Origin of the sequence: Plantibacter sp. ME-Dv--P-122b (assembly GCF_030209375.1) — a bacterium.
In the GTDB taxonomy this organism is placed as follows: domain Bacteria; phylum Actinomycetota; class Actinomycetes; order Actinomycetales; family Microbacteriaceae; genus Plantibacter.
In genome coordinates this window covers 666815-680732 of the sequence record NZ_JARVSC010000001.1, presented here as the reverse complement: position 1 = coordinate 680732, position 13918 = coordinate 666815, and the positions used below count along the sequence as shown (strand labels likewise).

The 13918-nt window shown below is 69.8% G+C and carries 15 protein-coding genes; 8 read left to right on the top strand and 7 right to left on the bottom strand.

Annotated elements, in window-relative coordinates; translation table 11 throughout:
• The first annotated feature begins 161 nt into the window (after positions 1 to 161).
• The 5 genes from QRN19_RS03245 to QRN19_RS03225 are packed head-to-tail and all read left to right on the top strand — an operon-like array spanning position 162 to position 4384.
• Positions 162 to 554: a MerR family transcriptional regulator gene (locus QRN19_RS03245; protein ID WP_064296627.1), complete on the top strand. Its 393-nt coding sequence runs from the start codon at positions 162 to 164 to the stop codon at positions 552 to 554.
• 27 nt (positions 555 to 581) lie between these two features.
• Positions 582 to 1478: a formyltetrahydrofolate deformylase gene (gene purU / locus QRN19_RS03240; protein ID WP_370281774.1), complete on the top strand. Its 897-nt coding sequence runs from the start codon at positions 582 to 584 to the stop codon at positions 1476 to 1478.
• 40 nt (positions 1479 to 1518) lie between these two features.
• Positions 1519 to 1875 carry a YrdB family protein gene (locus tag QRN19_RS03235; RefSeq protein WP_285025206.1) on the top strand — a complete coding sequence of 119 codons (357 nt, stop codon included), beginning with the start codon at positions 1519 to 1521 and terminating at the stop codon, positions 1873 to 1875.
• Positions 1872 to 3026 carry an N-acetylglucosamine-6-phosphate deacetylase gene (gene nagA, locus QRN19_RS03230; protein WP_285025204.1) on the top strand — a complete coding sequence of 385 codons (1155 nt, stop codon included), beginning with the start codon at positions 1872 to 1874 and terminating at the stop codon, positions 3024 to 3026. Before QRN19_RS03235 ends, nagA begins: the two co-directional genes overlap by 4 nt.
• Positions 3023 to 4384 carry an FAD-binding oxidoreductase gene (locus tag QRN19_RS03225; protein WP_285025202.1) on the top strand — a complete coding sequence of 454 codons (1362 nt, stop codon included), beginning with the start codon at positions 3023 to 3025 and terminating at the stop codon, positions 4382 to 4384. Before nagA ends, QRN19_RS03225 begins: the two co-directional genes overlap by 4 nt.
• 137 nt (positions 4385 to 4521) lie before the next feature.
• Here QRN19_RS03225 and QRN19_RS03220 read toward each other — a convergent pair whose 3' ends face one another.
• The 6 genes from QRN19_RS03220 to QRN19_RS03195 form a co-directional block, all read right to left on the bottom strand.
• Positions 4522 to 5676, bottom strand: a complete 1155-nt coding sequence (locus tag QRN19_RS03220; RefSeq protein WP_285025201.1) for a mannitol-1-phosphate 5-dehydrogenase — start codon at positions 5674 to 5676, stop codon at positions 4522 to 4524.
• Positions 5676 to 6110, bottom strand: coding sequence for a PTS mannitol transporter subunit IIA (locus QRN19_RS03215; protein ID WP_064296632.1), 435 nt, complete (start codon positions 6108 to 6110; stop codon positions 5676 to 5678). The genes QRN19_RS03220 and QRN19_RS03215 overlap by 1 nt, the downstream gene beginning before the upstream one ends.
• Positions 6111 to 6228: 118 nt before the next feature.
• Positions 6229 to 7815: a PTS mannitol transporter subunit IIBC gene (locus tag QRN19_RS03210; RefSeq protein ID WP_285025199.1), complete on the bottom strand. Its 1587-nt coding sequence runs from the start codon at positions 7813 to 7815 to the stop codon at positions 6229 to 6231.
• Entirely contained in the window at positions 7812 to 9491 is a 1680-nt protein-coding gene (gene ptsP / locus QRN19_RS03205; RefSeq protein WP_285025198.1) for a phosphoenolpyruvate--protein phosphotransferase, read from the bottom strand. The genes QRN19_RS03210 and ptsP overlap by 4 nt, the downstream gene beginning before the upstream one ends.
• 4 nt (positions 9492 to 9495) lie before the next feature.
• The gene (locus tag QRN19_RS03200; RefSeq protein ID WP_064296634.1) at positions 9496 to 9771 is read right to left on the bottom strand and encodes an HPr family phosphocarrier protein; all 276 of its coding nucleotides are present in this window, start codon (positions 9769 to 9771) and stop codon (positions 9496 to 9498) included.
• A gap of 4 nt (positions 9772 to 9775) precedes the next feature.
• A complete protein-coding gene (locus tag QRN19_RS03195) occupies positions 9776 to 10099 on the bottom strand; it encodes a PTS sugar transporter subunit IIB (protein WP_079001753.1) in 324 nt (107 codons plus the stop codon).
• A gap of 188 nt (positions 10100 to 10287) precedes the next feature.
• Here QRN19_RS03195 and QRN19_RS03190 point away from each other — a divergent pair, with 188 nt between their 5' ends.
• Positions 10288 to 12210, top strand: a complete 1923-nt coding sequence (locus tag QRN19_RS03190; protein WP_350224024.1) for a BglG family transcription antiterminator — start codon at positions 10288 to 10290, stop codon at positions 12208 to 12210.
• 59 nt (positions 12211 to 12269) lie between these two features.
• Here QRN19_RS03190 and QRN19_RS03185 read toward each other — a convergent pair whose 3' ends face one another.
• Complete coding sequence (locus tag QRN19_RS03185; RefSeq protein ID WP_285025195.1) at positions 12270 to 12842, bottom strand: helix-turn-helix domain-containing protein; 573 nt, start codon at positions 12840 to 12842, stop codon at positions 12270 to 12272.
• A gap of 66 nt (positions 12843 to 12908) precedes the next feature.
• Between QRN19_RS03185 and QRN19_RS03180 the strand changes: the two genes are divergently transcribed.
• Together QRN19_RS03180 and QRN19_RS03175 are read left to right on the top strand one after the other, a co-directional pair.
• Positions 12909 to 13598 (top strand): AzlC family ABC transporter permease, encoded by a 690-nt coding sequence (locus QRN19_RS03180; RefSeq protein WP_285025194.1) that lies wholly within the window; start codon positions 12909 to 12911, stop codon positions 13596 to 13598.
• A complete protein-coding gene (locus QRN19_RS03175) occupies positions 13595 to 13918 on the top strand; it encodes an AzlD domain-containing protein (RefSeq protein ID WP_285025192.1) in 324 nt (107 codons plus the stop codon). Before QRN19_RS03180 ends, QRN19_RS03175 begins: the two co-directional genes overlap by 4 nt.

Genomic DNA, 13918 nt, shown 5'->3' with positions numbered 1-13918 from the left:
CACTCGTCGGCTGACGTGGCGGACGAGTTCGTCTACGCGCTGATGTGCGCGCCCAGGGTCAACCGACATCCGGCGACCGCGGACGAGTCTACCCGAGGGTGGGAATGCGGAGGGCTCGATCCGACGTTGCAGCTGACGTGAAGGTGACAGAGAGGCCGCTCATGCGCATTGCAGAACTCGCTGAACGAACGGGTGTCCCGGCCACCCGGCTCCGCTCCTACGAGGAGGAGGGACTCCTGGCGCCCGTGCGCGCGTCGCACGCGCCCGACGAGTACGAACCGTCCGCGATCGACCACGTCGTCACGGTCGACAACCTGTTCGACGCGGGGCTCACGACCCGTCTCGTGCGCGTGGTCCTCGATCTCGACGACGCACGCACCTCGCGTGCCGTGCCCGACTGCTCCCGCGCGACGGCCGAGTCGCTCCACGCGCAGATCGCCTCGATCGACGCCCGCATCGACTGCCTGCGGCAGAGCCGCGAGACGGTGCGGTCGTACCTGCGGCAGTCGTCCCACGCCGACCTCGTCGACGAGCGGTCCGTCCCTGCGGCTTGAACCGCCGGGTCCCGGTAACCTGAGTCGGTGACGAACTCGACCGATCCCTCCGCTGTGCCATCGACCACGCACGAGCGCTCCGTCCACTGGGTGCTCTCGATCATCTGCGAGGACCGGCCCGGTATCGTGCACGCGATCAGCGGTGCGATCGTCGAGGCCGACGGCAACATCACCGAGAGCCAGCAGTTCTCGAGCGATGACACCGGACGGTTCTTCATGCGGCTCCAGGTCGAGGCGGCGGTCTCGCGCGATCGGTTCGAGGCGGCCATCGCACCCGTCGTCGAGCGATACGCCCTCCAGTGGCGGCTCGACGTCGTCGGTCGTCCGCTCCGGACGCTCGTCCTGGCTTCGACGGCGGCACACTGCGTCAACGACCTCCTCTTCCGCCAGCGGGCCGGCCAGCTCCCGGTCGAGATCCCCCTCGTGCTCAGCAACCACGGTTCGCTCCGCGATCTCGCCTCCTTCTACGGCGTGCCCTTCGAGGCGCTGCCCGTGACGGACGCCGCATCGAAGGCGGCGTTCGAGGCCAGGGTCGTCGAGGCCGTCGAGGAGCACGACATCGAGCTCGTCGTCCTCGCCAGGTACATGCAGATCCTCTCCCCCGAGCTCTGCGAGCGCCTCGCCGGTCGCGCCATCAACATCCACCACTCCTTCCTGCCCGGTTTCAAGGGCGCGAACCCGTACAAGCAGGCGCATGCGCGCGGCGTCAAGCTCATCGGTGCGACGGCCCACTTCGTGACGAGCGACCTCGACGAGGGACCGATCATCGAGCAGAACGTCGTCCGCGTGGACCACTCCCGCTCCCCCGCGGAGCTCGTCGCCATCGGTCAGGACGAGGAGAGCCGCACCCTCACCCAGGCGGTGAAGTGGTTCGCCGAGGACCGCGTCCTCCTCGACGGTGCGCGCACGATCATCTTCCGCTGACCCGGAGCGGGCTCGCGGCCACGCGCCGTAGAATCGTGTGGTGTCTGAACGAACTCCCGCCGACGTGAAGATCGGCCCCAACGAGATCCTGCGGTTCTTCCTCGAACTCTTCGCCTTCTTCTCGCTCGGCTTCTGGGGCGTCGCGGTGTGGCCGTTCCCGCTGAACGTGGTCGTCGGGATCGCCGCCCCGGTCGTGGCCATCATCCTCTGGGCGCTGTTCCTCTCGCCGCGCGCCGTGATCCGCATCGACGTCTACGGCCAGGCGGTCGTGGAGCTCCTGATCTTCGCGGCGGCGGCGCTCGCCTGGTTGCACCTCGGGCAGCCGGTCATCGCGGCCGTCTTCGCCGTGGTCGCCGTCGCCAGTGGTGTCGTCCGCGGCCGGAAGCAGCTCGCATGACCGAGCTCCTGATCCACTCCGCCACCAAGGTCGACGTCGACGGCCACCAGGACGCCTTCTGGCTGCACGCGGTCGACGGCGTCATCCGCTCCACCGGCACCGGCGACGACTGGCGGTCCATCCCCGTCGGCGACGGCGCATCCGTCCACGACGCACACGGCGGCCACCTCACGCCGGGGTTCATCGACCTCCACGTCCACGGTGGTGGCGGTTCGTCCTTCGACGACGGACGCGAAGCCATCGGACGCGCGCTCGCGGTCCACCGGGCACACGGGACCACGAGGACGCTCATCAGTCTCGTCTCGAACCCGGTGGACGCCCTCGTCGCGAGCCTCGAGGGCATCGCCGACCTCGTCGCCGAGGATCCCCTGGTCCTCGGAGCCCATCTCGAAGGCCCGTTCCTCTCACCGGCCAAGAAGGGCGCGCACGACCCCGGTGCGCTCATCGACCCGAGCCCGGCGGTCGTCGAACGTCTCATCGACGCGAGCCGCGGCACGCTGCGGCAGATCACGATCGCCCCCGAGCTGCCGAACGCCCTCGAGGCGATCCAGGTCCTCGTCGAGGCCGGCGTCATCGTCGCGGTGGGTCACACCGACGCCGACGAGGCCCTGACGAAGACGGCGTTCGACCTCGGCGCCCGACTCGTCACCCACGTCTTCAACGCGATGAACGGGATCCACCACCGCGCGCCCGGACCGATCATCGCCTCCTTCGCCGACGAGCGGATCACGGTCGAGCTCATCCTCGACGGCGAACACGTGCACCCCGACGTCGCGAAGCTCGCCTTCGAGCAGGCGCCGGGTCGCGTCGCACTCATCACCGATGCGATGGCCGCAGCCGGGTCATCGGACGGTCGTTACCTCCTGGGAGCGCTCGAGGTGCAGGTGACGGACGGCCTCGCTCGCCTCGTGGAAGGCGACTCGATCGCCGGCTCCACGCTGACGCTCGACCGGGCGCTCCGACTCGCCGTCGCGAGCGGTGTGGCGGCGGACGCGGCTGTCGGTGCCCTCACGAGCACCCCCGCCCGTGTCCTCGGCCTCGCCGACCGCTTCGGACGACTGGCTCCGGGATACGCCGCGGACGCCGTCCTCCTCGACCACCAGTGGAACGTCCAGGCGGTCTGGGCCGACGGATCAGCCCTGCCGCGATGACGACGCAGACCGTCCTCGACGCCCTCCGTGACGCCCTCGGCGACGCGGTCTCGACGACGGACGCCGTCCTCGCGGACGCGCGGTCCGACAAGTCCGGTCACGTGTCCGACGCCCCACCCATCGCCGTCGTCGCCGCGCGTTCCATCGAAGACGTCCAGACGGTCATGCGGATCGCCACGGCGACCGGAACGCCGGTCGTGACGCGCGGCGCCGGTACCGGACTGGCGGGCGGCGCGCTCGGCGGCGCGGGTGAGATCGTCCTGTCGACGCTCCAGATGCAACGCGTGCTGGAGATCAACGAACCCGACCTCCTCGCGGTGGTAGAACCGGGCCTCATCAACGGCGCCTTCAACGACCTCCTGCTCGCCAGGGGGCTCTGGTTCGCGCCCGACCCGGCGAGCCGCGCGATCTCGACCGTCGGTGGGAACATCGCGACCGGTGCCGGCGGCCTGCTCTGCGCCAAGTACGGCGTGACGCGCGACGCCGTGCTCGCGCTCAAGGTCGTCCTGGCCGACGGACGGCTCATCAGCGTCGGGCACCGGAGCGTGAAGGGGGTCACCGGCCTCGACCTCACGAGTCTCATGGTCGGCTCCGAGGGCGTCCTCGGCGTCATCGTCGAGGCGACCGTCCGCATCCGGCGCGTGACGCCGGGCACCGTCGCGACCATCGCCGGGTACTTCCCGAGCGTGGTCTCGGCAGCAGAGGCCACCGCCGCCGTCACCGCATCCGGTGTCCAGCCGTCGATCATGGAACTGCTCGACCCCGTCGCGCTCGTCGCCGTGCACCGCTACCTGCAGCTGCCGACCCCGACGAGCGGCGAGGCGCACGTCGTGATCCAGACCGACGGCCCGAACGCCGAGGCGGAGGCCGCCGCGATCCTCGAGGTGCTCCACGCCGGTGGCGGGCGTGCCGAGATGTCCACCGACCACGCGACGGGTGAGCATCTGTTGGCCGTCCGCCGCGCCCTGCATCCCTCGCTCGAGCAGTTCGGCACCCCGCTCATCGAAGACGTGTCGGTCCCCCGCAGCCAGTTGGCGGCGATGTTCACGGCGATCGGCGAGATCGAGCGCCGGTACGGCATCTCCATCCCCACGGTCGCGCACGCGGGCGACGGCAACCTCCACCCGAACTTCGTCTTCGAGGGTGTCGAGGTACCCGACCTCATCTGGCAGGCCGCCGACGACCTCTTCACCACCGCGCTGCGCCTCGGCGGCACCCTCACCGGCGAGCACGGCATCGGCCTGCTCAAGAAGCGGTGGCTCGGCGACGAGCTCGGCGAGGATCAGCTCGCGCTCCAGCACGGGATCAAGCGGCTCTTCGACCCCGAGAACCTCCTCAACCCCGGCAAGATGTTCTGAGGCCCTTCGACAGGCTCAGGGACCGGAATGAGGGGCGGCCAGGGACCGGAGGCTGGCTCAGGGACCGGAACAGGCTTCGGAAACGGCGACAGGCTCAGGGTCCGGAGGAGTCCGGTCCCTGAGCCTGTCGAAGGGCGTTACGCGAGCGAGGCCTGTCGGGCGACGACCTGCGCGAGCACCGCGGGAGCGAGCGGGTGCTCGGGAGCGAGCCCGGTGACCTCCTCGACGAAGGTGCCCGGTGCGAGCTCGTGGAGCTTCGCCTGCAGCTGGACACTCTGCTCGTCGTCGGCGACGTCGAAGTCGAGCGCGGCACCGATGGCCGACACGAGTGCGTCGTGGGCCATCCTGCGCTCGGCGAGCTCCGCAGCGGGTCCGATGAACCGCTCGGTCCGGCTGAGCTTGCGCAGCGGCTGCCGACCGACGCGCTCCACGGTGTCGGGCAGGTGCACGTTCGCGAAGCGACGGAGGATCGTCTCGCGGTACTCGCGTTGCGCGTCGACGTCGAGTCCGTGCTTGGCGACGAGCAGCGCGGAGGTCTCCTCCAGTACCGCGCCGACGGCTGCGGCGATGGACGGCTCGGCGAGCGCTTCGGCGATGGTCCCGATACCGGCACGCGCGCCGAAGTAGGCGACGCATGCGTGGCCGGTGTTCACGGTGAAGAGCTTCCGCTCGATGTACGGCGCGAGCTCCTCGACGAAGTGGGCACCGGGGATCGACGGCAGCGAGCCGTTGAACGCCGGGGTCTCGATCGCCCATTCGTAGAAGGTCTCGACGGTCACGTCGATGCCCTGTCCGGCGGGCTGGCCCGGGACGATGCGGTCCACGGCCGTGTTCGCGAACACGGCCCGGGACGACAGCGATGCCCAGGCCTCGTCGCCGACCGCCTGGCGCACCTCGGTGGCGAGGAGGTCGGTGGCGTTGATCGCGTTCTCGCAGGCCATGACGGCGAGCGGAGCGGCGCCGGCCGGACGGGCGGCGATCCCCCGAGCGATGACCGGAGCGACGAAGCGCAGGATGGTCGGCCCGACGGCGGTGGTCACCACGTCGGCGGTGGCGATCTCCTGGACGAGGGCCTCCTCGTCGGTGGCGCTGTTGATCGCGCGGAACCCGGTGACGACCGTGTCCTTCGCGCCGTCGCCCACCTCGTGCACCGTGTAGCTGTCGGCCGCGGCGATCGCATCGATGAGCTCGGCGTTGACGTCCGCGAAGACGACCTCGTAGCCGCCCTCGTGGAGGAGCAGGCCGACGAAGCCGCGCCCGATGTTGCCGGCGCCGAAGTGGACGGCTCGCATCACTCGTTGACCTCGCTCAGGAGCGCGTAGAGCTCCTCAGGCGTCTCGGCGGCGAGCAGCTTGGCGACCTCGTCGTCCTCGGAGAAGATGATGGCGATCTTGGAGAGGATCTCCATGTGCCCGCCGTCCTTGCCGGCGATGCCGACGACGAAGCGGACCTCGTCGCCGTCCCAGTCGATCGGGGTCTCGTAGCGGGTGAACGACAGGGCGGAATCGCGGACCGCCTCCTTCGCGTCGTTCGTCCCGTGCGGGATCGCGAGGAGGTTGCCCATGTAGGTCGACACGGACTGCTCGCGGGCGAGCATGGCCTCAAAGTACTCGTCGGTCACGGCGCCGGCCGCTTCGAGGGCGTCGGCAGCGCGGCGGATGGCCTCCTCCTGCGTCACCGTCCCGGTGACGATGGTGATCCGATCCTGGGTCAGTACCTGCGACATGTCTTCCTCTGCATTCGTCGTGCGGGGCTCCGCCGGTGCGGTCCGGAGCCGGGTGAAGGGCGGTGGATGGAGCCCCGGGGCGCACGCCCTTCGCGTGCGCCCCGGGATCGTTCCGTTGCTAGTGTGCTCCCTCTCCGCGGAGCAACTCCACCACTTCGTCGTACTTCGGAGAGTTCATGAAGTTGTCGACCGACATGTGCACGGCACTCGGGGTCTTCTCCTTCGCGCGCTCCGTCAGCTCGCGCTGGGTGATGACGAGGTCGACGTCGTCGGCGAGGTTCGCGATCGCCTTGTTGGTGACGGTGATCTCGTCGATGCCGGCCTTCTTGATCTTGTTGCGGAGCACCGAGGCACCCATCGCACTCGAACCCATACCGGCGTCGCAGGCGAAGACGATGTTGCGGATCGGGCCACGCTCGAGCGTCGTGACGAGGCCCTCGTCGACGACGTCCGCGCCGGCTGCGGCGCTTCCGGCGGAGAGGTTGCCGAGCACGCTCGACTTCTTGCCCTTGGCGGCTTCGGTCGCGGCGACGGCGGCCGAGAGGTCACCGGCGTTCTCGTTCTCGAGGTCGCGCTTCCGGCTGGCCCGCAGGATGATCGCGGAGATCCCGAACGAGACGGCTGCTGCGACGATGACCGACAGGATCACGCCGAAGTAGCTGTCGGGTGCCGTCTGGATGAGCACGGCGATGATGCTGCCGGGCGAGGCCGGGGCGCGGAGACCGGTGTTGAACGCGACGTTCGTCGCCACACCGGCCATACCGCCACCGATCGCGGCCAGGACCAGCATCGGCTTCATGAGCACGTACGGGAAGTAGATCTCGTGGATGCCACCGAAGAACTGGATGATGACCGCGCCGGGGGCCGACGCCTTCGCGAGACCGATGCCGAAGAAGCAGAACGCGAGCAGGATGCCGAGGCCCGGGCCGGGGTTCGCTTCGAGGAGGAACAGGATCGACTTGCCGGTCTCCTCGGACTGCTGGACACCGAGCGGGGTCAGCACACCGTGGTTGATGGCGTTGTTGAGGAAGAGGATCTTGCCCGGCTCGATGAAGATGCTCGCGATCGGCAGGAGCGAGTTGGCGACGAGCCAGTCGACGATGCCCTCGAGGAAGCTGCTGAGCGCGGTGACGATCGGTGCGATACCGAAGAAGCCGCCGATGGCGAGGATGGCTCCGAGGATACCCGCGGAGAAGTTGTTGACCAGCATCTCGAAGCCGGCCTTGATCTTGCCGTCCCAGATGCGGTCCACCTGCTTCATGAGCCACGCGGCGAGCGGGCCCATGATCATCGCACCGATGAACATCGGGATCGCACTGCCGACGATGACACCCATGGTCGCGATGGACGCGACGACGCCGCCACGCTCACCGTAGATCATGCGGCCACCGGTGTTCGCGATGAGCAGCGGGAGCAGGTACGTGATCATCGGGCCGACGAGGCCGACGTACTGCGGGAAGGTCGTACCGTCGTCGGCCTGCGCGAGCGCCGTCGCGGCACCCTGCCAGCCGATGAGGTCGGCGTTGCCGTAGCCGCCGAGGATCCCGTTCGGGAACCAGCCGGTCGCGATGAAGAACGCGGTGATGAGGCCCCAGGCGATGAAGGCCGCGATGTTCGGCATGACCATGCCGGAGAGGAAGGTGCCGAATCGCTGAACGCCGACTCGTGCACCTCCCGGCTTCTTGGGAGTAGACGTCGTTGTCATGATGATGTTGCCTCTTTCATTTCGGGAGTCGTTGCAGCGGTGGCCGCTGCTCTGGCTTCGGCCGCGCCGTCGGCGGCCAGTGCTGCTGCCGCGATGCGCCGGGCATCGTCGAGCGTGTACTGCTGGAGGGAGTGACGGACGTCGGCGAGCGCCGACGGTGACATGGACAGGGTGGTGGCGCCGAGTCCGACGAGGACGACGGCGAGGAGCGGGTCGGCTGCTGCTTCGCCGCAGATGCCGACCGGCTTGCCGTGGTGCTGGCCGGCTTCGCCGACGAGCTGCACGAGGCGGAGGACCGCCGGGTGCCACGGGTCCTGGAACGCGCCGACGGAACCGAGCAGGCGATCCGCGGCGAGCGTGTACTGCGTGAGGTCGTTGGTCCCGATCGACGCGAATCCGGCATGGGCGAGCACGCGGTCGGCGAGGAGGGCGCTCGACGGCACCTCCACCATGACGCCGGGCGTCTTCAGGCCGTACTCGGCGGCGATCGCCATGAAGTACTTCGTCTCCTCGACGGTCGACACCATCGGGGCCATCACCCAGAGGTCGGCGTCCGTCGCGGCGTCGGCCTGGGCGAGCGCCGTGAGCTGCTCGCGCAGGATGTCCTCACTGGCCCGCAGCGCACGGAGACCACGGAGTCCGAGTGCCGGGTTGTCCTCGTGGGCGTCGTTCAGGAACGCCAACGGCTTGTCGGCACCGGCGTCGAGGACGCGCACGACGACCTTCTGGCCGGGGAAGGCGTTCAGGAGCTTCTCGTAGTGCGCCCGCTGCTGGTCGACCGTCGGCGCGAGCGCCTGGTCGAGGAAGAGGAACTCGGTGCGGAAGAGGCCGACGCCCTCGGCGCCGAGCTCTACGGCGGCGTCGGCGTGCTCGGCCGAGCCGAGGTTCGCGAGCAACGGCACCGGGGTGCCGTCGGCCAGTGCACCGGGGACGACCGGTGCGTTCACGAGCGCGAGGCGGTCGGCGATGCGCTGCTGGGTGGCGGCGACGAGCTCGGGCGTCGGATCGACCGTGACCTCACCGGCTGCCGCGTCGACGACGAGCGTCGTGCCGTCGGTCAGCTCGGCTGCTCCGACGACGCCGACGATCGCGACGATCGACTTCTCGCGGGCGAGGATCGCCGTGTGCGAGGTCGGGCCGCCGTCGCTCGTGACCAGGCCCAGGACCAGGTCGAGGTCGAGGAGAGCGGTGTCGGCCGGTGCGAGGTCGCGGGCGACGAGGATGAACGGGTGCCCGGGCGAGGGGACGCCGGGTGCGGGCACGCCCATGAGGTCGGCGATGACCCGCTGCGACACGTCGTCGAGGTCGGCGGCGCGCTCGCCGAGGTAGCCGCCCATCGCGGCGAGCTGGTCGCGGAACGAGGCGAAGGCCGCGTGGACGGCCCATTCGGCGGTCTTGCCGTCGGCAAGCCGCGTGGCGATCTCCTCGGCGAGGGTCGGGTCCTCCGCCATCATCGCCTGGGCCTCGAGAACGTCACGAGCGGCACCACCGGCGGCGGCGCCTCGGGCCTCGAGCTCGCGGGCGACCGCGGCGAGGGAGGTGTTCGCCCGCTCGGTCTCGGTCGCGAGGTCGAGGGTGCTGGCGACGTCGGCGGGCGCAGGGAGCGGGTCGGCCATGCGGGCCACCGGGCCGACGGCGACACCCTGGCCGATGCCGATGCCCTGGAACGCGGTCATCGGACTACTGCTCGTCATGGTCGGTCACCAGGAGCTCGGAGAGCGTGTCGAGGGTGCCCTCGGCTGCGGCGCCCTCGCCGTCGACGGACAGGGTCACGTAGTCACCGTGCTCGACGGCGAGCGCGATCACACCGAGGATGCTCGCCGCGTTGACGGGCTTGCCGCTGCCCTTGGCGATCGTCACCGGGACCCCGGCGTCCTTCGCAGCCTGCGTGAACAGCTTCGCGGGCCTGGCATGCAGGCCGTGCGACGAGCCGATGCGGACGGTTCGAGTTGCCATGGGGTTACCTCCTGGTTGGTGAGTGGATCGAGAGGACGAGTTCGAGGGCTCGCGCGCCACCCTCGACGCCGAAGACGTCGCCGGGCAGGACGGCGACCGCGGTGCCGGTGGGTTCGGCCGCTGCGCGTAGCGCGGCCTCGTGGTCGGCGAGGTGGGCGCCGACGAGCAGGACGTCGACACCGTCGAGGGCGATCGTGCCGCCGAGGACCTGTGATTCGGCACCGGCTGCGACGGAGACGTCGATCGATCGGTCGGCTGCTGCGCGACGCAGGCGTTGGGCCATGAACGTGCTCGACGCGCCCGCGCCGCAAATCACCAGGATCTTCATCGAACCTTCTCCAGAACCGCCGATTGCCTACTGACCCATCATTCCGTCGCGCCCCTCGCGGCTCCACCAGAAGCTCTTCCGCCGGGGCGGAAAGGTCGTCGAACGCGCGGAAGCAGCCGGGAAGGTGGTTGACTCGGTGGAGCGGTTCGCCCGGACCGCGCGACGGCCGACCGACGGAGAGGGGCATCGTGGCACGCGAGAAACACGACCGCATGCTCGGCTACCTCGCGGGACGGGACGGCTGGACGACGGCCACGGAGGTCGCGGAGGTCCTGGGCGTCACGCCGCGGAGCGTCCGCAGCTACGTCACGGCGGTCAACACGCGCACCGCGCCGCACGACGTCGTCGAGTCCGGGCCGAACGGGTATCGGCTGAATGCCGACGGGTACGCGGTCTACCGGCGCCGGGCCGCATCGGCGTTCGAATCGGAGACGCCGCGGGATCGGCTGTACGGGTTGGTCCGCCTGCTCATCAGCGCTCCCTCGGGGATCGACGTGCACGAGACGGCACAGCGGCTCCACGTCAGCGAGTCGACCGTCGAGGGCGACCTCGGACGGGTCCGCGCCATGCTGGCCGACACCGCCCTGACGCTCGACCGTTCCGGATCGACGGTGACGATGGCGGGCGGCGAGACCGAGCGGAGACGTCTCCTCAGCCGGATGTTCCGCGACGAGACCGACCGCGGCATCGTCGAGCTCGAGGCGCTCCAGCGCGCGTTCGCGCCGAACGAGTTCAGCCCGTTCAAGGGCGAGCTCCTCGAAGCGTTGACCGCGCGCGGGTACTACGTGAACGAGTACGGCATCGCGAACGTCCTCCTCCACATCGCGATCGCCATCGACCGGGTCACGAAGGACCGTCCGGCGGAGCCCGCAGACCATGCTCCGCGCACCCCGGAGGTCGAGGCGGTCGCGGAGGATCTGGCGCGGCTCGTCGACGCCCACTTCCACGTCACGCTCGGCGAGGGCGACCTCGTGTACCTCAGCTACCTGCTCGTGACGCGGGTGGTCACGCCGGGCAGCGGGGCACCCGCCGAGGTCCTCGTCGACGACTACGTCAACCAGGACGACCTCGCCGCCGTCCGTCAGGCCGTCGACCGTGCCGGCCGCGAGTACCTCGTCGACCTCTCCGACGAGGACTTCATCGTCCGGCTCACCCTCCACGTCCAGAACCTCATCCGTCGTGCACAGGACCAGTCGTACTCACGCAATCCGCTGACCCGCTCGATCAAGACCTCGTACCCGATGATCTACGAGCTCGCGGTCTTCATCGCCAGCCAACTGCAGCGGCACGGATCGATCATCATCAACGACGACGAGATCGCCTACATCGCGATGCACGTCGGCGCCCAGCTCGAGCAGAAGGCCCGCAAGGACACGCTCCTCGGCTCGACGATCGTCTCCGCCGGCTACTACGACATGCACGAGGTGCTGCGCCGGCGCGTCGAATCGCAACTCGGCGACGTGCTCGACGTCCGCACCGTGATCACGCGCACCGACGTCGATTGGGCCGCCATCGACACCGACCTCGTGCTCACGACGATCGAGCCGCCCGCCCCCGCCGACGGCATCGTCGTCATCCAGCCCTTCCTCACCGCGGCCGACGTGGAGCGCGTCCGCACCGCGGTCAGCCGCGTCCGTCGGTCGTCCCGCTTGTCGGAGATCACCGACGAACTCCTGCAGTACTTCCACCCGGACCTCTTTCTCCGGAACGCGCATGCCGAGGACGAGGAGGGCATGATCCGTCTGCTCGGTGAGCGCATGATCGCCCGGGGGATCATCGACGAGAGCTACCTCACCGCGGCGATCGAGCGGGAGCGCATGTCGTCGACGGCGTTCACCGACACCTTGGCCGTGCCGCACGCCATGGCGATGACCGCTCACTCGACCGCCATCGCGATCGCCGTGAACGAGACGCCGATGGAGTGGGGCGGAGCGCGCGTGAGCGTCGTCGCCCTCGTGGCCTTCAGCGAGTCGGGTCGTGCGGCGTTCCAGACGGTGTTCGACCAGTTCGTCGAGGTGTTCTCGGAGCGCGCGAGCGTGGCCCGGATCATCCGCCGTTCCGAGGACTTCGCCGGCTTCATCGACGAGCTCGTACACGTCATCGACGGCTGAGCACCCGTCGCGCGGTGCCGGTCATCGAGCTGTCCCGGTCACCGAGCTTGTCGAGGTGCTCAGACGTGTTCGGTGACCACCACGGCGGTCGTGCCCGGCTCGAGCGCTTCGAAGACGTGCGGCACGTCCCCGGCATGGGCGAGGTAGTCCCCCGGGCCGAGTTCGACCTCCTCGCCGACGGGCCCGATGGACGCGCGACCGGTGCTGAGGATCCAGTGCTCGACGACACCCGGCATGTGCGGCTCCGAGCGCCTCGGCTCCCCCGGTTCGACGACGATGCGGTAGATGTCACGTCGGGCGTTCGGCGGGCAGGCCGACAGCACCGTCGCGACGTAGTCCGCCCCGGACGCGGCGAGGGTCGGCCCCTCACCGGCACGGATCACCTGGACCGGGCGCCGTACCGGCTCGACCAGGCGGGCGAACGGGACGTCGAGGGTGACGCTGAGTGCCCAGAGGGTCTCGAGACTCGGGTTCCCGAGCCCCGCCTCCAGCTGTGAGAGGGTCGATTTCGCGATCCCGGCTCGACGGGCCACCTCGGCGAGTGACAGGCCGGTGCGCTGCCGCTCGCGGGTCAGCGCCGCCGCGACCGCAGCGTGCGGTGCTCCGTCGTCGGATGGTTCGAGCTGCGTCATGCGTTCGCTCCAGAGTGTTGCGCGTTCGGTTTGACGAACGCTCGGTCGACGTTCAATATAGTGTACGTGCGTTCGATATGGAGTCACCTCGGTCGTCCGACCACGCGGGCCATCGCTCTGGTCTGCGTCGCCGACGGGCTGGTCGGCATCTCCTACGGAGCCGTCGCCGTGCACTCGGGAATCCAGCCGTGGGTCGTGCTGGCGCTCGCCCTGCTCGTCCTCGCCGGCGCATCGGAGATCCTGTTCGTCGGGATCGTCGCGGCCGGCGGGAGTCCGCTCACCGCCGCCCTGGCAGGGTTGCTCGTGAACGCCCGTCACCTGCCGTTCGGCCTCGCGATCCACGAGGTCGTCGGTACGGGCTGGCGTCGCGTGCTCGGGACGCACCTCCTCAACGACGAGTCCGTCGTCTTCGCGCTCGACCAGGACACCCTGGAGCGGAAGCGCGCAGCGTTCTGGGCGTGTGGCCTCGGCATCCTCCTCTGCTGGCCGGCGGGTGCGGCACTGGGAGCCTTCGCCGGCACCGTGATCGAGGACACGGACGCCTTCGGACTCGACGTGATGTTCCCTGCCGTCCTGCTCGCCCTCATCTTCCCCGCCCTCCGCGAGCGCCGGACGCGCCGTGCCGCGCTCGTCGGTGCGGTCGTCGCCGTCGCCGCGACGCCGTTCCTCCAGGCGGGGATCCCCGTCCTGTTGTCGCTCGTCGGTCTTCTGTTCGGCTTCGGCCGGAAGCAGCCCGGGCGCGAGGTGACCGCATGAACCAGTCGATGCTCGTGCTGGTCGGGATCCTGATCCTCGCGGTGGGCACCTACACGTTCCGCCTGGCCGGGCCACTCCTGCGGACCCGCGCCGAGGTCTCGGAACGGGTCGAGACCCTGCTCGCGGACGCCGCCATCGTCCTGCTCATGGCGGTGCTCACGACCACGGCCCTGACCCAGGACCAGCAGTTCGCGGGATTCGCGCGACTTTCGGGCGTCCTGGTCGCCGGCGTCCTCGCCTGGAGGAACGCACCGTTCGTCGTCATCGTCCTCGCGGCAGCCCTCACCACGGCGCTCCTCCGCCTGGCGGGCGTCGCCTGA